This is a genomic window from uncultured Dokdonia sp. (assembly GCF_947492815.1).
GTDB lineage: Bacteria > Bacteroidota > Bacteroidia > Flavobacteriales > Flavobacteriaceae > Dokdonia.
Genome location: NZ_CANLOB010000008.1, coordinates 158,750 through 178,887 on the forward strand (window position 1 = coordinate 158,750; position 20,138 = coordinate 178,887).

Annotated in this window: 22 protein-coding genes and 1 other RNA gene; 7 read left to right on the forward strand and 16 right to left on the reverse strand. The window is 33.3% G+C overall.

What is annotated here, in order from left to right; genetic code table 11:
- Positions 1-166: 166 nt before the first annotated feature.
- From Q1A01_RS10355 to Q1A01_RS10365, 3 genes are all read right to left on the reverse strand, one after another.
- Complete coding sequence (locus Q1A01_RS10355) at positions 167-535, reverse strand: VOC family protein (protein ID WP_299679959.1); 369 nt, start codon at positions 533-535, stop codon at positions 167-169.
- Between the two features lie 3 nt (positions 536-538).
- Complete coding sequence (locus Q1A01_RS10360; RefSeq protein WP_299680031.1) at positions 539-1,063, reverse strand: SRPBCC family protein; 525 nt, start codon at positions 1,061-1,063, stop codon at positions 539-541.
- A gap of 115 nt (positions 1,064-1,178) precedes the next feature.
- Positions 1,179-1,814, reverse strand: coding sequence for a peroxiredoxin-like family protein (locus Q1A01_RS10365; RefSeq protein ID WP_299679962.1), 636 nt, complete (start codon positions 1,812-1,814; stop codon positions 1,179-1,181).
- Positions 1,815-2,025: 211 nt separating this feature from the next.
- On the opposite strand from Q1A01_RS10365, the gene Q1A01_RS10370 reads away from it, so the two are divergent.
- Positions 2,026-2,532, forward strand: coding sequence for a hypothetical protein (locus tag Q1A01_RS10370; RefSeq protein WP_299679965.1), 507 nt, complete (start codon positions 2,026-2,028; stop codon positions 2,530-2,532).
- Positions 2,533-2,603: 71 nt separating this feature from the next.
- Here the strand turns inward: Q1A01_RS10370 and Q1A01_RS10375 are convergent, their stop codons facing one another.
- Entirely contained in the window at positions 2,604-3,263 is a 660-nt protein-coding gene (locus Q1A01_RS10375) for an RNA methyltransferase (RefSeq protein WP_299679968.1), read from the reverse strand.
- Positions 3,264-3,317: 54 nt separating this feature from the next.
- Between Q1A01_RS10375 and Q1A01_RS10380 the strand changes: the two genes are divergently transcribed.
- Positions 3,318-4,001: a Sir2 family NAD-dependent protein deacetylase gene (locus tag Q1A01_RS10380; RefSeq protein WP_299679971.1), complete on the forward strand. Its 684-nt coding sequence runs from the start codon at positions 3,318-3,320 to the stop codon at positions 3,999-4,001.
- Positions 4,002-4,005: 4 nt separating this feature from the next.
- Here the strand turns inward: Q1A01_RS10380 and Q1A01_RS10385 are convergent, their stop codons facing one another.
- Positions 4,006-4,482, reverse strand: coding sequence for a heme-binding domain-containing protein (locus tag Q1A01_RS10385; RefSeq protein WP_299679974.1), 477 nt, complete (start codon positions 4,480-4,482; stop codon positions 4,006-4,008).
- A 78-nt stretch (positions 4,483-4,560) separates the two neighbouring features.
- Here Q1A01_RS10385 and Q1A01_RS10390 point away from each other — a divergent pair, with 78 nt between their 5' ends.
- The gene (locus tag Q1A01_RS10390) at positions 4,561-5,139 is read left to right on the forward strand and encodes an adenylosuccinate lyase (protein ID WP_299679977.1); all 579 of its coding nucleotides are present in this window, start codon (positions 4,561-4,563) and stop codon (positions 5,137-5,139) included.
- A gap of 211 nt (positions 5,140-5,350) precedes the next feature.
- Positions 5,351-5,509 (forward strand): class I lanthipeptide, encoded by a 159-nt coding sequence (locus Q1A01_RS10395; protein ID WP_299679980.1) that lies wholly within the window; start codon positions 5,351-5,353, stop codon positions 5,507-5,509.
- 74 nt (positions 5,510-5,583) lie between these two features.
- On the opposite strand, the gene Q1A01_RS10400 is transcribed toward Q1A01_RS10395, so the two are convergent.
- The 6 genes from Q1A01_RS10400 to Q1A01_RS10425 all read right to left on the reverse strand — a co-directional run bounded on the left by Q1A01_RS10400 (position 5,584) and on the right by Q1A01_RS10425 (position 10,882).
- Positions 5,584-6,858 carry a DUF2851 family protein gene (locus Q1A01_RS10400; RefSeq protein WP_299679983.1) on the reverse strand — a complete coding sequence of 425 codons (1,275 nt, stop codon included), beginning with the start codon at positions 6,856-6,858 and terminating at the stop codon, positions 5,584-5,586.
- A 70-nt stretch (positions 6,859-6,928) separates the two neighbouring features.
- The gene (locus Q1A01_RS10405) at positions 6,929-8,293 is read right to left on the reverse strand and encodes a pyridoxal-phosphate dependent enzyme (RefSeq protein ID WP_299679986.1); all 1,365 of its coding nucleotides are present in this window, start codon (positions 8,291-8,293) and stop codon (positions 6,929-6,931) included.
- Positions 8,294-8,428: 135 nt separating this feature from the next.
- Positions 8,429-9,994: a ribonuclease Y gene (gene rny / locus Q1A01_RS10410; protein ID WP_299679989.1), complete on the reverse strand. Its 1,566-nt coding sequence runs from the start codon at positions 9,992-9,994 to the stop codon at positions 8,429-8,431.
- A gap of 137 nt (positions 9,995-10,131) precedes the next feature.
- Positions 10,132-10,241, reverse strand: a non-coding RNA gene (gene ssrS / locus Q1A01_RS10415) — 6S RNA.
- A gap of 50 nt (positions 10,242-10,291) precedes the next feature.
- Positions 10,292-10,579, reverse strand: a complete 288-nt coding sequence (locus Q1A01_RS10420) for a cell division protein ZapA (protein ID WP_299679992.1) — start codon at positions 10,577-10,579, stop codon at positions 10,292-10,294.
- A 12-nt stretch (positions 10,580-10,591) separates the two neighbouring features.
- A complete protein-coding gene (locus tag Q1A01_RS10425) occupies positions 10,592-10,882 on the reverse strand; it encodes a hypothetical protein (protein ID WP_299679995.1) in 291 nt (96 codons plus the stop codon).
- Between the two features lie 215 nt (positions 10,883-11,097).
- Between Q1A01_RS10425 and murQ the strand changes: the two genes are divergently transcribed.
- A complete protein-coding gene (murQ, locus tag Q1A01_RS10430) occupies positions 11,098-11,913 on the forward strand; it encodes an N-acetylmuramic acid 6-phosphate etherase (RefSeq protein WP_299679998.1) in 816 nt (271 codons plus the stop codon).
- The gene (locus Q1A01_RS10435) at positions 11,900-12,121 is read left to right on the forward strand and encodes a DUF6095 family protein (protein WP_299680001.1); all 222 of its coding nucleotides are present in this window, start codon (positions 11,900-11,902) and stop codon (positions 12,119-12,121) included. Before murQ ends, Q1A01_RS10435 begins: the two co-directional genes overlap by 14 nt.
- A 2-nt stretch (positions 12,122-12,123) precedes the next feature.
- On the opposite strand, the gene Q1A01_RS10440 is transcribed toward Q1A01_RS10435, so the two are convergent.
- The gene (locus Q1A01_RS10440) at positions 12,124-12,633 is read right to left on the reverse strand and encodes a DinB family protein (RefSeq protein WP_299680004.1); all 510 of its coding nucleotides are present in this window, start codon (positions 12,631-12,633) and stop codon (positions 12,124-12,126) included.
- A 217-nt stretch (positions 12,634-12,850) separates the two neighbouring features.
- Between Q1A01_RS10440 and Q1A01_RS10445 the strand changes: the two genes are divergently transcribed.
- Positions 12,851-13,573, forward strand: a complete 723-nt coding sequence (locus Q1A01_RS10445) for an alpha/beta fold hydrolase (RefSeq protein WP_299680007.1) — start codon at positions 12,851-12,853, stop codon at positions 13,571-13,573.
- Between the two features lie 70 nt (positions 13,574-13,643).
- On the opposite strand, the gene Q1A01_RS10450 is transcribed toward Q1A01_RS10445, so the two are convergent.
- The 4 genes from Q1A01_RS10450 to Q1A01_RS10465 all read right to left on the reverse strand — a co-directional run bounded on the left by Q1A01_RS10450 (position 13,644) and on the right by Q1A01_RS10465 (position 19,763).
- Positions 13,644-14,249, reverse strand: a complete 606-nt coding sequence (locus Q1A01_RS10450; protein WP_299680010.1) for a YceI family protein — start codon at positions 14,247-14,249, stop codon at positions 13,644-13,646.
- Between the two features lie 75 nt (positions 14,250-14,324).
- Positions 14,325-17,459 (reverse strand): carboxypeptidase regulatory-like domain-containing protein, encoded by a 3,135-nt coding sequence (locus Q1A01_RS10455; protein WP_299680013.1) that lies wholly within the window; start codon positions 17,457-17,459, stop codon positions 14,325-14,327.
- Between the two features lie 95 nt (positions 17,460-17,554).
- A complete protein-coding gene (locus Q1A01_RS10460) occupies positions 17,555-18,253 on the reverse strand; it encodes a DUF2064 domain-containing protein (RefSeq protein ID WP_299680016.1) in 699 nt (232 codons plus the stop codon).
- 85 nt (positions 18,254-18,338) lie between these two features.
- Positions 18,339-19,763, reverse strand: coding sequence for a radical SAM protein (locus tag Q1A01_RS10465; protein ID WP_299680019.1), 1,425 nt, complete (start codon positions 19,761-19,763; stop codon positions 18,339-18,341).
- Between the last annotated feature and the right edge of the window lie 375 nt (positions 19,764-20,138).

Here is a 20,138-nt window from a genome sequence, read left to right on the forward strand (position 1 = left end):
AGAGTATACTAATATATGACATATTCGGTAGTTTATTTTTTACGAATAGTAAACGAATACTAATAAGGTTTCCGCTAGTGAGTGTATCAAAAAAAGCAATAGTATATTTTATATAAAACTCCCAATGAAAATTAGAATACTAAACATCTAAATACACAATGGGTTTCTACGTACTATGTAATGCAATACGGTTGCCTTCAGAATCTATAAAAACACCCATATAGCCATGATCTTCACTTATCTGAGTTTTGTTTTGTACTACATTACCTCCCGCAGTGCTTACTCTTTCGAGACAAGCGGTTATATCTGTTGTAAAAAAATACAATAATGCACCTTCTTGACTAGGAGTATATGATTCATACTGAATTAAAGAACCAGAAGCCTTATCTATAGTATCTGGCCTTGGAAAAAATCCCATAAGAACACCTCCAAAATCTTGCAAACTTATTTTTATTCCAAACACGGCTTCATAAAATATGATAGCACGTTTCATATCTGCTACTGGAATTTCAAACCAATTTAGTTTTAGTTCCATAATTTATGCTTCTAATATTTTCTTTAAGTTATGAAGACCTTCTTCAAAATCTTTCCCTACTGCTTTATCCATATTAAAAAAAAGCATGAATATTGTTGTTGGAAATTTATTCTGCCCCGTAAATCCCCATATTACTTTTGTTTGTCCAGGCCCTTCATCTGCAACAGTATAATAGCCATCACTTTCAGACTTCCATGGTTTTAAGAATACCAAATGATTATCAATTCGTTCGTTCTCTACAATAGCTGTAATTGTTTGGCTCCCCTCTCCCACTTCTTTATTACCTATCCAACTAGATTTAAAACCTACTTCTCCATCGGTCCCTGTAAAGGTTTGTTTCATATTAGGATCTTTTTTCTTCCAAGGTGACCAATGGTCTTGATTTTTGACCATCTTCAAATAAGGAAATACAATTTCTTTAGGTTTATCAATTACAATACTTCTACTTACATCATACGATTTTGGAGCTATAGCTGCTAAAATTATTAGTAATATCAATATAGCAGCAACTATATAAATGAGCGTCATCATGAGATTATAGTGTGTTGGTTATTCCTTTAAAGTTAAACAAAATAGAAATATGTATACAAAAAAAGAGGCTTTTCTGACATAGAAAAGCCTCTTTCCAATACGTTTATTTAACTTAAAGTGCAGCTATAATCTCTAAAGGATCAGCTCTTAGTTTATAATCTTCTGCTAAGTAATGGTAGCTTATTTTTCCATTTTGTTCAATGATGTACGTAGCAGCAATTGGTAATTCATTTGCTTCATTTCCTTGACTTTCTACTAAGTCTATTCCGAACTTTTTATAAAGTGCTACTAAATTTTCTGGTAATTCATATACCAGTCCTAAAGAGCGCGCCAACTCATTATTTTCACTCGTTAACACTTCAAAATCTAGTTCATTTTTTTCATGAGTAGATAAGGTATTATCTGGTGTTTCTGGAGTAATTGCAACAAGAGTTGCTCCTTTAGCTTTTATTTCTGGTAATGCATTTTGCAACGCTTTTAAAGCAATATTACAATAAGGACACCAACCGCCTCTATAAAACGTAAGTACTACTTTACCTTCCTGTAAAAGCGCTTCTAAAGCAACTTGTTCTCCTTTTGCATTCGGCAATGTAATAGCAGGAAACTGGTCTCCTGTTTTTGTCGCATTTGCTAAAATATCTGTGGCTTGTAATGCTTCAATAGCATTTCTCATGGTATCTTGCGCTTCCCCTGGATGTCTTTTTACGCTATTATCTGCAAACTCTTTAAGTTGTTCTGTAAGTGTCATGTGTCTGTTTATTTTTGGATATAGTCTTTATTATGATTCAATAATTACACAGCAATACTCCTTAAATATTGTTAAATTTCTGAGTACGCTTTCGCGAAAGCGTACTATACAAAACTACAAAATAAGCATTTCACTAAATCAAAAAGCTTACTGACTCATTCTTAGTTTCACAATAAAAAAGCTAACCATAAGTTTGACGAAAATAAATCAAATGAAACGATTATTCATTTTTATATTTCTTTTAGTTTCTAGTAAAGCTATTTTTTTCCAAAAACTAAAAACAAGCACTCATCTTGTTAAGAATCAGAAAACCAACAAGTACAAAAAATATGATTTTCAAGAGTTTTTAAAAATCAAAACTATTGATAGTGGATATAATTATATAAAAACAATACATAAAAAAATAAATACTGACTATCCGTATTTTAAAAACCAAGAGGACATTCAGGTGAGAGTGTTATTAATTAATGATGGTAATTATAAAGGAATTGAAATAATACCCATTGATGAGACAAATAATTTCGGAAAAGACATTATACGAACTTTAACGATTGCTAATGAAAACTTAGTACCAAACGACAATGAAAAATATATTACTATGTTTAGCATCACCTATGATTACGAACCGCATATAGAAGATTGGAGTTGGAAAAAAGAACTTCCTAAAATCAGATTACCACTATTCAAACATAAAAGAGACACGAGAATTTTACATTAAGAGCATCAAAACACTTAGTTCTAATTAGTACTGTGATTGCAATAAACAAGCGTATTTCAAATGCTCACTAGTTACTTATATTGATCTTCTTCCCATCTCGCAATAATACGATCTACATCTTTGATCATTTTTTTGGTCCACTCTAGTTTTTTCTCTAAAACTTCTTTTGCAGATAGTTGCCAAGAGATATCAGAACTTTTTAATCGTGTCATGATATGTTGCAATGCAATTGCTGCAGAGACAGATATATTAAGGCTCTCTGTAAATCCTACCATAGGAATATATATAAAATCATCGGCTGCTTCTAATACATCATTACTCAATCCTTCGGTCTCTCTTCCAAAGAAAATAGCAGCTTTCTGTGTGCAATCAAAATCTTCTAAACGGTGTGCTTTTTTATGAGGTGTGGTCGCAATAATACGATATCCATCTTCTTTTAAGGATTGTACACATGCTTTGGTACTTGTATGTCGTTGTACATCTACCCATTTCTGGGCTCCCATAGCAATCTCTCGATCAATACGTTTTACATTTACTTCTTCAATGACATGTAGCTTTTGCACTCCAAACGATTCACAACTTCGTATCACAGCGCTTGTGTTATGTAACTGATATACGTCTTCTACAGCAACCGTAATATGATAGGTACGCTCTGATAAGACACGTTCAAAAAGATCACGACGGCGCTCTGTTAAATAGCTTTGTAAATAATCAAGTAATTTTTGGTTCATGTGCATTGGTAAATGAGATAAAGATACTGTACTTTTAACTTGTAAAGAATTTTTATGAAAAAGCAACGTATTGTCGTTATAACAGGAGCTGGTATTAGTGCCGAAAGTGGTTTAAAAACATTTAGAGATTCTAATGGACTTTGGGAAGGACATGACGTAATGAAAGTTGCCTCTCCGCAGGGCTGGACAGATAATATGGAGTTGGTATTAGATTTCTATAATCAACGAAGGAGACAGTTATTAGAGGTGCATCCAAATGAAGCCCATAAATCATTGGTCGCTTTAGAATCAGATTTTGACGTGCATATTATCACTCAGAATGTAGATGATTTACATGAGCGCGCTGGAAGCTCTAACGTACTACACTTACACGGAGAATTATTAAAAGTACGTAGTACTTTTGATGAAAACCTTGTGCTCGATTGGCGTACAGATCTTAATTCTGGAGATTTTTGCGAACATAATTTCCAATTGCGTCCACATATCGTTTGGTTTGGAGAGATGGTTCCTTTACTAGAGCCTGCAGCGCATTTAGTTGCTCAGGCAGATTATGTGATGATTATCGGAACTTCTATGCAAGTATATCCTGCAGCAAGTCTTATAGATTATGCGCCTCCGCACGCAGCTATTTATTTTATAGATCCTAAGCCTGCGGTAGCCCCTAGAGCTAATCTAACTATTCATGCCGAGACTGCTACTACAGGAGTTCCTAAAGTGGTACATGAGTTATTGAAATAAGAGGTTATTCTGGAGTAGTACGTATACTATATTGTAATCGTGCTACTTTTGCCCATGTCACTATGGCTTTAATTTGAGCATCACTTAATTGTGCTTCCTTATGTGTCCACGTATACGAGTCTAAAGGCATTTCTTTATCTTCCACCATTTCTATAACTTCTTCTAATTTGTGATCCTTACGCTTTGTAGAATATGAAGACCATTCAGAAAAATTAAGCTCACCTTTTCCATGACGTATATGATCTGCAAGCCAATATGAAACCGGGGCTACTTCTGCATACCAAGGATATCTCGTCTGATTACTATGACAATCAAAACACGTTTCTTTTAATATATCCTCGACAGATGCAACAGGCTTTGTTTCTGCTAAAAAGGGTTGCACACTATCATAATTGCCTTCTTGATTTTTATCGGGACGAAAAAATTGCATGACAACAAGTACAAGTAATGCAAGTACTAGAAATCGTTTGATCCATTTCATAAAATGACATTGATTGAGTTACTAAGGTAAATGTTATTAAAATACATTTCCTATTTTTAACACCTACAAATAAGTATTGTGACCCAAAAAGAATTATACAATGAACTTAACTATGTAAATCATAGTAGGGAAAAACGTGCGTATTATGCTCAATTAGTAATTAATACACCCGAATTGATGCCACATGTTTTGGATATTTTATTTAAAGTAAATGATCCTATCTCCAATAGAGCGGGATGGTTATTAGAGTTTGTTTGTAAAACAGACATTACAATGTTGTTTCCATATATAGACATCTTTACAGAAAAAATGCATACGGTATATCAAGATTCAGCACTTCGTCCTGTCGCTAAGATTTGTGAATACCTTTCACTATCGTATTATAAAAAGAAAGACCCGCTTACGCGAAAACATATAAAGCTACTACATAAAGAACGAATTACAGAAGCGGGGTTTGATTGGCTCATTACCGAACAGAAAGTAGCGGTAAAAGCCTATACACTTACAACGCTATTCTTAATTGGCACAGAAATAGATTGGATTCATCCTGAACTTAAACGTATCATGGAAGATGATTACCATAAAGGAAGTTCCGCCTACAAAGCTAGATGTAGGCATATGTTTGAAGCGTTGAGAAAGTTTGAAAAAAGAGTATAAAACGTTTTGCTTTCAGAAAATAGAGTTTAGACTATTGTATCCTAAGCTTGTCGAAGGAGTACTGATAATCAAAACCTGTTCTTGACTACACTTGAACTAACAAATAAAAATAGTTACATAGCTATTTTAGTATCAAATTAAGTTAACCGTTTATGAATATTTTAATAATACTAAGTATTTATATTTGAAAGTAAACCATATATTAAACCACATGAAAAGAGTAAAAAATCTTAAACAATTGATCTTTAAAAAAGAAGTCATCTCAAAATTAGAGTCGTTAAAAATGAAAAGAATCTACGGAGGGAGAAGTCAGGCAGGAGATTGCCTTGATCGCAAATCTAAATCTACAAGTCCTATTTGCTTATGCTAGAGCGCATCCTACTATCTGATAGAATCAAGCTTAAACAACTAGTATCTATATAAAAAAGATATAATACAATCTCATTACTTCCCAATCAACCAATTACCCACCGCACATTGTAAACATTTATTCTCAGAACAATACGTTGTTTTCAATTGTATCAATGCTTGTGAGTGTAAGGCATTTTCAGTTTTAGGGCGAATCTCATTATACTTTTTTACAATACTGTTTTGTTCAGATTTTATAGCGGTTATAAAATCTAAAATAGTATCTGTGCATTCCTTTCCTATATATTGACTGTAGGCAAATTTTATAGGGATAATAGTATTAATCAATAACAGATCAATAAATGATTTAGAGAGTTTTTTTACTCTCTTTTTTTGCGATGTTGAAAATGAATAATGAGTATCCCAATACGTTGATGCTTGCACCTTCAGAATATCATAAAAATCTGATAGTGTTTCTACATGCATTAGTTTTTGGAATAATCCTGGGATCGTGTAATATAGCATCGCTAATTGCGAGAGTCGGATGGTGGGGAAATTATCAGGCCGTAATTTAAAAAACTGAATGGGTAGTATTCCTTCTGTTTCTAATTGAAATTTATGATGTACAAATTCATATTCTCCCTGTAATTGCAATACATAGCTATCTACACTATCTTCGGGTAATAATCCGCCTGCTCCTAGCAGTAATGCCTCTAAGCGAAAGGGTTCTTGAGCACATTTTCTGATAATACTAAAATCAATATGCTCTGCTAGTGACTGAAAAGAAGCTCCATTGACTTTTGTTCCAAAAGCACGTAATAACATTACAAACAACACCCCTTCCCAATCGTTATTCGTGTGTGAAAGTATTTCTTTTATAGCATCTGTTTTACGTTCTAAACGTTCTAAATACAAACGTTCTTGCCAATGATTCCAAATAGGATCAGGAACTTCAGAAATGAAGCTTTCACAATTAATCCATTTCAGTGATTGATTTTCAAAAAGTGTGGTGTAATTAGCTAATGCCGCTTGTGTAACATACTCCTTTAATTGTAAGGTAGGAATTGCAGTATTATCACTTCTATAGATATCAACATCATGCTCCCATACCACATGAAGAATTACGTTATTGTATGCAGCATCCGTTTCATGTCCATGTGCATACCAATCTGATGATTTGATATGAATTTCTACATTACCAGCCCACTCCTGATCACCAATAACGAGACGCGCATTAAAAAAATCAGGCCCAGCGAGATTGTTATGATCACCTAGCTTGATAATCGTAATAGGTGTTTTGCTAGTTGTTTTAGCTTTCGCGAAAGCAAACTTTTTATATTTCCATAAGTAGTGTAAAAAATCTTCACGCATCCTGTGAAGATACGTGAAAATATATTTTTTTTACAACTACAACTATAACGTTTTTAGGAGAAAGCGATTCTTAAATCGCGCTTATAATATCATGTTTTGTGATGATATGATGTTTACCGTTTCCTAAATCAACTAATACCGCATTATTTTCTTTAGTAATTAGTTTAGAAACCTCTTCAATAGGTGTTTTTGCGGTTACTATTGGGTATGGAGCTCCCATTACTTCTTTAATAGGTGTCTCAGCAATATCATTATTTTCTAAATAGGCTCTAAATAAATCTGCTTCATCTACGCTTCCAACCATACCTGTAGTGTCTTCAACAGGAATCTGTGATATTTTAAAAGTACGCATACGCTCGATCGCGTGTGAAACTAACTCTTCTGTTTTAACAGTAATGAGTGGTTTATCAATATGATTTTTGATTAAATCGGTCGCTACAGTAATCTCTTCATCTAAGAAACCACGCTCACGCATCCAATCATCATTAAACATCTTTCCTACATACCTACTACCATGATCATGAAATAATACGACTACCACATCGTCAGGTCCAAATTTTCCTTCTTCATTCAATTGTAATAATCCCTTGATGGCAGATCCTGCAGAATTCCCTAAGAACATTCCTTCCTCTTTAGCTAGGCGTCGTGTATATACAGCTGCATCTTTATCAGTTACTTTTGTGAATCCATCAATGACATCAAAATTTACATTTTCAGGAAGGATATCTTCTCCTATTCCTTCTGTGATATATGGATAGATTTCATTTTCATCAAAGATTCCTGTTTCATGGTATTTTTTAAATACAGAACCATAGGTATCTATTCCCCATACTTTTACATTAGGGTTTTGTTCTTTAAGATATTTTCCTACTCCAGAAATGGTACCTCCTGTACCTACACCTACAATAAAGTGTGTTACTTTTCCATCTGTTTGCTCCCAAATTTCAGGTCCTGTACTTTGATAATGCGCCTTTGCATTACTAGGATTATCATATTGGTTTACATACCAACTATTTGGTGTTTCTGTAGCAAGGCGTTTTGAAACTGAGTAATAACTACGAGGATCTTCTGGTTCTACATTGGTAGGACATACAACGACCTCACTTCCAACAGCACGTAGGATATCCATTTTCTCTTTAGACTGCTTATCCGAAATTACGCATACCATCTTATACCCTTTAATAATGGCAGCAAGTGCAAGTCCCATTCCAGTGTTTCCAGAAGTACCTTCTATGATCGTACCGCCTGGTTGTAGACGTCCATCTGCTTCTGCATCTTCAATCATCTGTAATGCCATACGGTCTTTTACAGAATTCCCTGGATTAAAGGTCTCATATTTTGCAAGTACAAGTGCAGGTACATCTTTTACTAATGCATTCATCTTCACCATAGGTGTATCTCCTATTGTACCTAATATATTTTCAGCGTATTTCATAGTCATATTTTGAGTGGTGCAAAGATACTTAGTACATCTCAAAATGAGAATTAATATCTTACAAAACTCCTGTATATTAAAAATCCTGTATACATAAAATGCATACAGGACTTATTTACTCTTTTAAAGCATCTATTATTTAGCAATATTCACCGCTCTTGTTTCTCGTATTACGGTTACTTTTACTTGACCTGGATACGTCATATCTGTTTGAATTTTCTGAGATATTTCAAATGAAAGTGCTGCTGCTTTTTCATCATTCACCTTTTCACTCTCTACAATTACACGAAGTTCTCTACCTGCCTGGATCGCATATGCCTTTTTAACACCACTAAAACCAAAGGCAATATCTTCAAGGTCTTTAAGGCGTTGTATATAAGAATCTAATACTTGACGTCTAGCGCCAGGACGAGCACCACTTATAGCATCACACACTTGAACAATAGGCGATAATAAAGAAGTCATCTCTATCTCGTCGTGGTGAGCACCAATAGCATTACAAACATCTGGTTTCTCCCCATGCTTTTCTGCCCATTGCATTCCTAAGATTGCGTGAGGCGTTTCTGTTTCTGTATCTGGTACTTTTCCTATATCATGTAATAAGCCTGCTCTTCGAGCTAGCTTTGGATTTACACCAAGCTCTGCTGCCATCACAGAACATAGTTTTGCTACTTCTCTACTATGTTGCAATAAATTTTGTCCATAAGAAGATCTGTATTTCATTCTTCCTACGGCTTTGATTAATTCTGGATGTAATCCATGAATACCAAGATCTATTACGGTACGTTTTCCAACTTCTACAATTTCTTGTTCTATTTGTCTCGTTGTCTTACGAACTACTTCTTCAATACGAGCTGGGTGAATACGCCCATCTGTTACCAATTTATGTAATGATAATCTTGCAATCTCTCTACGCACACTATCAAAACAAGATAAAATAATAGCGTCTGGAGTATCATCTACAATAATTTCTACTCCCGTGGCAGCTTCTATAGCACGTATATTTCTTCCTTCCCTTCCTATGATACGACCTTTTACGTCGTCACTTTCTAGGTTAAAAACAGAAACACAATTTTCTACAGCCTCTTCAGTTCCGATACGTTGTATCGTATTAATCACAATCTTTCTAGCTTCTTGCTCTGCTGTCATTTTAGCCTCTTCCATAGCCGTTTGGATATGTGCCATGGCATCTGTTTTAGCTTGTGCTTTTAGGGACTCTACAAGTTGTTCTTTAGCTACATCGGCAGAAAGTCCAGAAATCACTTCTAATTGCTGCACTTTACTTTTATGTATCTTATCAATTTCAGATTGTTTCTTTTCTAAATAAGCAACTCGTTTATCATAATCCTTTACTTTGTCTTCAAGGCTTTGATTCAGTTTTTTATTTTTTGAAAGCTCACTACTTACTTGTGATTCCTTATCTCTGGTACGCTTCTCAGCCTCAGAAATCTTTTTATCTCGGTTTAGAATTACTTTTTCGTGTTCAGATTTAAGTTCTATAAACTTTTCTTTTGCTTGTAATATCTTTTTTTCTTTTGTTGATTCTGCCTTTATTTCAGCTTCTTTAATAATATTTTGAGCACTTTTACTTGCATTTTTAACTACTTGAGAAGCATTATTACGCTCCAATAGTTTTGCTATAAAAAACCCAATAATCAAAGCAACAATTCCTACAATAATTAGGAGTATAGTTGTATCCATAAACAATTTTTATAATCGACACTCTTCTAACAAAGAGTAATACAATGGTTAATATTAAAGGTATATACTACCTTTTCAGTTGGTTATTCCCTAAAATAGGGTATAAAAAAAAGCCTGCATTAGTTGGGATTTTGTATAAACTCCTAAATAAAAGGATTAGAGCTAGAGGACTGATCAAGAATCCGTGACGAAGACGGCGCGCTTTTACAATCCAGATTCACTCTTTACAAAAAAATATCTGTTGAGTTTATCAAAAAAAGACCAATGCAGGCAGTAATATGCTGTATGTAAAGAACGTTATAATTGCTCATTCAAGAGAGCACTCAATGCTTCTAAACGCTTTGAGATTTCTTCTTGATTTGAGTTTTTATCTATATTTTTTTGGGTTGCCTGAGATGCAAATTGTAAGGCACACATCGCCAGTACATCCTGTTTATCTCTAACGGCATAACTTTGCTCAAATTGTTTAATCATAGCATCTATTTTTTTTGCAGCTTTACGCAACCCTTCCTCTTGTTGTACAGGAATAGTGAGCGGATACACGCGGTCTGCTATAGATAATTTAATTTTAAGCTTTTCAGACATAAAATTTTCCTTTTATTCAGAAAGTGATACCATACAAGCATCTATCTCTCTAATTAAGGTGTTTATTTTGAGCTTGGTTTCCCTTTTATAATCGTTACTGCCTAGTAATGCATTTGCCGCTTTGAGTGTATTAATCTCTTTTTGCCTTTCATCTAAAGTATCCTTGAGATTTTTATTCTCTGCATCTAATGATGCAATAGTAATCTCTAAAAGCTCATGTCTTTCCTTAAGCGCTTGATGGCGTTTTAATAAAGTATCAATTCTATACTCTAGAGAATCAACAACTTCTATAAGATTACTCATACTGACAATACATATACTACGTAACACAAAGTTAACATTAGTGAGATAGAATAACAACTCGAAACGTTAAAATTTCAAATAGATCATAACTAACTAACTTACAAGTAAATACATTTTTATTAAAAATCAATTATACGCTTTCGCGAAAGCGTACTAAGCAACACCCCCTAAAGTCAACCTTTAATTCTTATTTTTGACACTTAAAACAAACACACGTGGCTTTTACTAAAACAACAGAACAAGACTCTCATTACGATGACTTAGAAAATATGCCTGTTTCAGATCTATTAATGCATATGAATAATGAGGATAAAACAGTTCCTTTAGCCATAGAAAAAGCCTTGCCGCAAATTGAAGTACTCATTCATCAAGTTGTTCTGCGATTAAAAAAAGGAGGTCGTTTGTTTTATCTTGGTGCAGGAACCAGCGGACGTTTAGGCATTGTTGATGCCTCCGAATGTCCTCCTACATTTGGTGTTTCTCACGACCTTGTCATAGGTCTTATCGCTGGTGGTGACATTGCGATTCGTAAAGCCGTAGAATTTGCAGAGGATAGCAAAGATCAAGGCTGGAAAGATTTAGAAGCTCATAATATTTCTAAAAATGATTTTGTGATTGGTATCGCCGCCTCTGGAACAACACCTTATGTAATTGGAGCATTAGAAGCTTGTAATAAAAAAGGTATTGGAACTGGATGTATCACTTGTAATCACAAAAGTCCACTATCATTAACAGCAACTTATCCTGTAGAAGTTATTGTAGGTCCTGAATTTGTAACGGGAAGCTCTCGTATGAAAGCAGGAACTGCACAAAAACTAGTACTGAATATGATTTCTACCGCAACGATGATTCAACTAGGTAAAGTAAAGGGTAATAAAATGGTGGATATGCAATTGAGTAATGATAAACTTGTTGCAAGAGGAACACGTATGATTATGAATGCACTAAACATAGAAGAACATATAGCAAATAAATTACTACGCACTCATGGAAGTGTACGTAATGCAATCGATAATTATGAGCACGAATAAAGAAACGCTTTTAAAAGGTATCAAAATTATGGGAGGTACATTAGTCCTACTAATTCTAGCCCCTATTATTCTTAATTCTTCTTTTAAAAATCAAGATCATCCATTTTTCATTCCTGTATTAGGAATAGGAATTATTTGTTTAATTGGAGCTATTTACTTCGGTTTTAAAGGAATTAAAACGCTAATGAAAGCACTATTTAATGAGTAAACTTATATCCCTTCTCTTTTAGGAACTGGTGTAGAAGGGTTATACCCAAAACCAGGGATTACAACTTCTACTTGTAACGTCTGCAACATGTAACTTATAATAGCGTAATGATGCGTAGCATGTGTATTTGCTTGTGCTAAAATGCTTTCTAAAGTATACATAATCGTCACTTTTCCTTGTCCCAAATTATCTGTAACATGCAGTAAGTAATCTGTATTCACATCAGTATATGAGACCAATTGCTGCTGTATCTCTCTAATGTGATTTTTTGCAGCTTCTGGATTAGTAGAAATAATTTCATCTCGTTTACGTGCTGTTAAATCAATTTCATTCTCCTGTAGTCCATTTATAATACAATCGAAAAAATCTAGTGCGTGTCTTATATGAGAACCAATACTACTGTAATAAGGACCTACAGTCACATCTGTATATATATTAGTATCTATAGCATCGATTAAAGAAATGGCATTATTTAAGTTGTTGTTGATAGCAGATATTACTGAAGAACGCATAAAATATGATTAGGGTGTAAATATAGGTTAAATTAACGATTCTGTCTTTTAGATCGTATATAGCTTGTATTTCTTACAACTTTTTGAGATAAAGAACGTTTACCCATTAAAATTAATTATTTTTAAATCGTAAGTCCACATAGTACTGTAAGCAAGATAGTGCTATAGAGACTTACATTATAGAAACACCTATCATTATTTCTTATAATTCTATTTTATGAAAACTATATATACCCTCCTTTTGAGTTTAAGTTGTCTTCTAACCTATGCTCAGGAAACTATTGAATATCCATCTAAAGACGGTTTACAAATCACCGCCGATCTTTATGAAGCACCAAACAGTGATACATTCATACTTCTTTTTCATCAAGCTGGATGGAGTCGTGGAGAATATAAAGAAACGGCACCAAAGTTAAATGCACTTGGCTATACCTGTTTAGCTGTAGATCAACGTTCTGGAGGAGAAGTCAATGACATAAAAAATCAAACTAATAAAAGAGCTAAAAAAGCTGGCAAGAAAACAACATACATAGATGCTTTTCAGGATATAGAAGCCACTGTTGCTTATGTAAAAAAAACATATAATCCTAAGAAAATAATTATTTGGGGAAGCTCTTACTCTTCTTCACTTGTTTTAAAATATGCTGGAGATAACCCTAATGCTATAGATGCTGTCTTATCATTTTCTCCTGGAGAATATTTTGAAAATAAAAACTTCATAACTTCTAGCGCTAAATCTATTCAAATTCCAACTTTCATTACTTCCAGTAAAGGAGAAGTTAAATCTTGGTCACATATGTATAATATAATTCCTTCAAAAACGAAAAAATCATATATTCCAAGAACTGCAGGAAATCATGGTTCAAGAGCTTTATGGAGTAAATTTAATGATAGTGAAGGATATTGGACTGCTGTAAAAAGTTTTTTAAAAAACATATAATACTTAAAACAACTATAAACAAAAAGGCTATCTCTGAGAGATAGCCTTTTTGTTTATATAACATATTTCTTTATGCTTTTTCTTGTTGTACCATTTCTAAGCGACAATCTATACGTACTTCTTCTCCTAAGATATAACCACCTGCTTCCATCGCTGCATTATACTTTAGTTCAAAATCATATCTATTAAGTTCTCCTGTTATGCGTAAACCCGCTCTTGTTCCAAAACTAGAATGTGTTATCACCCCTCCAAAAGTAGCATCTAAAGCCACTTCTTTTGTCACACCATGCATTGTAAACAATCCAATGACCTTATACTTTTTCCCTTCTATTTTTTTAAACTCAGTAACTTTAAAATTTATAGTAGGATATTTTTCTACATCAAAAAAATCGGCATTACGCAAATGATTATCTCGTCGTTCGTTTTTTGTATCTACACTTGCGGCTTGAATTGTAATATCAAAGGTAGCGTCAGAAAAATCAGAAGCATCCGATTTAATAATAGCATCATACTCATTAAACGTACCTTCAGTTTGCGAAATCACTAAGTGATCGATATCAAATCCAATAGAAGAATGTGATTTATCAATAATCCATGTAGCTTGCTGCCCATATAAAGCTACTGACATGAATACACATAAAAGTACACTATACTTTTTTAAAAATTTATTTTTCATTTTATTATTATTTTAAATTATTTGTATTGGTTATTCTTGAATCTATGTCGAAACACACATACAAACCAAACAATTTTAAAATTGATATTTCAGCCCTAATTGTGCTCGCCATCTAGAATTTTGTAAATCCGTTACATAGGGAGATGTTCCTTCTGGAATATTAAATTGAAACTGTGGTTCATTATTTACAATGCCTCTAAAATTAAGTAAGCTAAAACTTGAATTTACAACATTAGGAACAAATACTAATTGCCCCCAATCTTTATTAATAAAATTAAAGACATTCAACATATCAAAAGACATCTCGATAGCATGTCCATTTTTAAAATTATGTTTGTATTCTAGTTTCATATCTAACTCATGATTCCATGGTGTTCGAGCTCCATTACGTTCTGCTATTTGTCCTCTACGCTCTCTTAAATAGGAATCATTTTCAATAAATGTATTTAAACGTTCCCATTGCTGAGCTGCTGTAGTTACTATAGTTCCATTGGCATCTACAATATCAATCAAATTAATTTCTGAGGCGTTTCTAGGTACATAAATCACATCATTTCTAGAAGAACCATCTTGATTAAGGTCTCCTTGATATACATAAGAGAAAGGACTTCCAGCTCTTCCGTTATATAAAAAAGAAACAAATCCTTGATTATTTGAATTAATTTGAAAACTATACGATTGACTACTTACTATTTTGTGTCTTAAATCAAAATTAGAAAAAGATAATCCTGGGTTATTACCAAAAACAGCTTGATTCCATTCAAAATTAGCTGCTGGGGAATTACGTACCGTACTTGAAATATCTTTACTTACTCCATAGGTATACCCTACATATCCATTATATCCTCCAATATCTTTAGAAATACCTGCAGTCATATTATATCTATAGCCTTTATCGGTATTAGTTAATAAAAAAACATTTGTAAAATTAGAATTGATTTTTATGTCATCACCTGTTTCTAAAAAGTATGGACGATTATCTGCTCCTTCAAAATTCCCAAGTGTTTCTCTTCTATTTATAGATTGAAAGAAAATACCTTTTACTACTTCTGTATAAGTCCCCTCTAAGTTTAAAGTCCACTTTTTCGGGAGTTTTGCTTGAAAAGCAATATTTGTTTTCCAATCTCGAGGTAATGTAAAATCAGTATCGATTAAATTAATCTCAGTAAGGTTGGGTTGTACCTCTCTTAAAGCTCCTAAATTTTCTGTAAGCGTAACGGCTTCATCTGGTCGAATATCTATATTAAAATATTCAGTGCCTGAAATGTATTCTGCATACGCAAACCATAAATAGGGAATTCGACCAGAAAATAGTCCTGTCCCTCCTCGTAAGGTATATTTCCCATTTTCATCTATTTTGTAATTAAACCCAATCCTTGGATTTACTTGTGGAGCAGCAGATATTTTATTATCAAATTGACTAAAAGCTGGTGTACTTTGAACTTCTTCACTAATCGGTAATGGATCTGTTAAATATTGTCCATCAAGACGTATTCCCGCAGTAATAGTCAATTGATCATTTATACGAAACTTATCTTGAATATAGGCAGCAGCTTCTAATACATTAACTGTCGCTGAAGGCTGACTACTTACAAAATCAAAATCATTATTAATAACATTATATACACCTCTTATTCGTCTAGGAGTATCATTGAGAAAATCATCTACAGATCTATATTCCCACCTCCCATTCCATGCAGATAAAAAGCCATAATCAATGTTATTAAATTGAGCAAAACCACCTGCAATAATGGTATGACTATTTTTAGAATATGTAAACGTATCTGAAATCTGAAAAGTAGAAAAATCTGTATCATATACAGAAGCTTCTCTATATGTTCCAGCAAAAATTCGCCCAGCTGAAGTCGTTGCTATCTGAATATGCGGAAAAACACGTCCATCAAACTCACGATTTTCTTTCACCGTATTATATCCAACAGAAAGTTTATTTGTACTTCCATTATTAAAATTTGATTTAAGCTCTAACGCTAAACTATTAGCAGTACTATTATGACGATATCCTTGATTACCAAAATTAAAAATGGTACTATTCCATTCCAGATTATCAGCATAACTATTTACATAATTATTCCTCAATGTTAGCTTATGGTTTCTTGACAAGTTATAATCTAATCTGGCAAATAACTTTGTACTTGCTGTTTTTATTGATGCTTCTCTAAAAGCACCTGGATCATAATCATACTCATTAATTAATCGATCTCTAATAGCTAATACATCTTCTATTTCAATATCTGATGTTTCACTCCCTGGAGCATTTAAAACCGGAGTATCTGATAGTGCTTGTTCAAAATTTACATAATAAAATAGTTTATCTTTTACTATAGCACCTCCTATACCTGCTCCAAATTGAAGATCATAAAATGACGAAACTTGTTGTTCTACTCCATTAGCAAACCGACCTAATAACACCTGATTGTTCCCGTAGGCATATGCCTCTCCCTTGGTCGTATTAGTTCCATTTTTAGTTACTAAATTAATACTAGCGCCATTAAAGTTTCCTAAACTCACATCAAAAGGACTTAACTTTACTGAAATTTGTTTCACAGCACCCAAGCCTATAGGTTGAGATCGTGATAAACTTCCTGGTGAACCATTTGCAGAAGATCCCGAAGCCCCACTCGCAGGTTCTTGAAATCCTACCACATCATTATTAGCAATACCATCTATAGTAAGATTGTTAAAACGATTACTTGCTCCTCCAAAAGAGTTTAAATTATTTTCAGGTAAATTCTTAGTTAAATCCTGAATACTTCTACTGATCGTTGGTGTAGATCTTAATTCTTTTTTCCCTAATAAGGTTTCATTTCCATTCTTTTGTTTTTGTCCTTTGGTAGTAAGTACTATTTCATCCAAAGTTTCATTCTCTTCTATGAGTACAAAATTTTTAACTGTAATTGCCCCCAAATTAATTTCTACAAAAGGCTCTTTGATAGTCTTATAACCTAAAAACGAAACTGTAACTGTATACGAATTACCAGGAGGTAAGTTTGTAAAACTATAAAATCCATTTTCTTGAGAAATTACGCCATATCTATAATTAGTTTCAGTATCTATTACGGTAATTGTAGCAAAAGATATAGCTGATTTATCGGAGTCTTCGAGTATTCCCTGAAGTGTCCCAGTAGTTTCTTGTCCGTACGCAAAAGCACACGATAGTAGCCCTACAAAAATGTAGAATATATTTTTCATTCTTAGAAGATTAGAAATAAAAAAGTGCATAAATAAGTATACGCTTTCGCGAAAGCGTACTTCTATTTAATCACTTTGGTAAATTGTTTTAGAAGTTATTGCAAGAAAAACGTAGCTGGCGATCCTCTAGTACCGAGGATTGTTTGACAAACAAATCGAATTAATAGCTTATTATTTGAACAACTAATCTTCTCGTTATTCTCTAATTTTCTTAAAATAGCACGAATACATTCTAGAATACTGCCTAAAGGCTTATATTGAATTGTATATAGATCTTTAAAATTATCTATGTCATTCAGAATAGGTAAACATACAGTACTTATATTTTTAGAGGATAAACTTTCTAAAAATGTATTCCTTAAATTTTTAGTTTGCCAAGCTAGCTCTTTAAAGCTTTTTTTATCAAAATGCTTTCTACTAAGGCCTATAAGATACAAGCCACCATCTTTTGATAATCCAGCTACTCCTCTTTGGTCACATATTGCTAATGCAGCTTTTTTAAGTATTTGGGAAGTAAGACTTGGCGTATCATTTCCTATAATAAGTAGCTGATGATATCCCTTATTAAAAATAGTCTGTGCAGCTTGAGAAATACGCTCTCCAAAAGTAGCGCCTTCCTGTAAACTTTCATCAAAATGATAGTAATCAAATCCTGTCTCCTGTACCTTTTTTAAGGTATCCTTTTGAAGTAAACTTCCTAATTTTTCTAAAGCAAAAAAAGGTTTTCTTACTTTTTCTGCCTCAGGAGAAAGGGCAAAAACAAGTATAGCAGTATCTAAATTAGTTTTCTTCAAGGGCAGTAATACGTAAATCTATTATAATAAAGTTAGGTAGAATAAGGTATATAAACCTTACAAAAATTAACATTTATAATAATACCTATGATAATCTTTGTTTAGGTCTAATAGTATTTATAACAAATTTCTCTATTGGAAAGTGAAATTTTTCCTTTTCACAGCGCCATTGACTTAATTTTCTAAGAGGATAGGCTAAAAGTTTGTGTTTAGGTCCGTATGCTAGTTTTAAGTAAAATTTAAAAGCTTCAAAAAATTTCACTTTTTCCTTACTAACCCAAGGTCCTGAAGACCCTATATAATCAAACTTAGCCCATTCTTTAGTTGTTTGCGGTAATACATATCCTTTTTTTACAACATCCTGAGTAATAGCTGAACCTGGATATGGTTTAAAATAGAAAATAGGCGTATCAAACTTATCACTTTTACTTCTCAATTGTTTTACGACCTTAACAGTTTCGGCTACACTTTTATCAGATTCTTCTGGGAAACCAACTATAAAAGGAAAAATAACACCTATCCCTAATTCTTTGCACTTCTCTGCACAATAAAAAACTTGTGTGAGTTTTACGTCTTTTTTCATCCAATCCATCATTTCTTGAGATCCAGACTCCACACCAATAAGTAATCTTCTCAATCCTGATTCTTTACACAATTTCCATACTTCATCAGTGAGTCTTTCTCCTTGATCCGCTCTCATCGTTGCTGCCCAAGATATATTCAAGTCTCTCTTAATAAGCTCTTCTGCAAAACCTTTAATCCTTTTTGCATATGTAAAAAAGGTTTCATCTTGGAAATTAAGATCTGTAAATTTGTATTTTTTTTGATAATACTCAAGCTCTTCCCCCATTTTTTCTGAAGAAATTGCAGAGAACTTTCTTTGAAAGACAAAAGGATCTGCACAAAATGTACATCTAAAAAAACATCCTACAGAAGATATATAATCAAATTGTCTCTTTCCTTTTTTCTCAAAATAACGCTCTACATCTATCAAATCGTAATTAACTCTTTCAAAATTATTCACAGCCGCTATAGGCCTTGGTCCATTTTTTATAAATTCTCCTTCCTTATTTCTAAAAGACAATCCTTTCACATCTTTTAAATCTTTTCCTTCATCTAAAAAAGTAATGAGTTCTTTAAAAGTTTCCTCCCCTTGTCCTTGTACTGTAATATCAATATAACTATGATCTTGCATAGGTTCTAAGGCAAAAAGAGACGTGTGCCATCCTCCCCATATTACTGGCAATTCTGGTTTTAGTTTTTTTACTTTTTCAGACATTTCTAGTGCATCTTTAATGGGACTTCCTGTAATTACAGTCGTTCCGAAACAAAGTGCATCATCTATATGTTCGCTAAGCATACTATCCACATCATCTTCTATTCGGGCATCTATAATGATGACTTCATACTTTTCTTTATCTAATATGGTACCAATTGCCAATAATGCAAGAGGCATATCATAAAACACAGTAAGAGGGTTATAGAGAAGTATTTTTTTTCTTGAAGTCATTTTCTAGCTTTATTTTCAAGAAAGATAAATATTATTTACAGTAAGTCATAATCGAAAAAAGAGAATTCTACAAATTAAGATAAAGAAATCATCTATTTACATACTACGTTTACTCTATTTTCCGCTTTCGCGAAAGACTATTTTTGTTGCACCGCTTATGTATTAGAAATAGATTGTAATAACGAAAGGTCTAACACATAATTGTATTAGACCTTAAAAAAGCGATGTCTCTACGCTCCACTCGATGTAGCACTCTCCTTCATAAAGCAACAAGGTATCGTTTCTCTTTTCCCTTGACTTTACAGCATAAAAAAAGGTCTAACACATAATTGTATTAGACCTTAAAAAGGCGGCGACCTACTCTCCCACGATTGT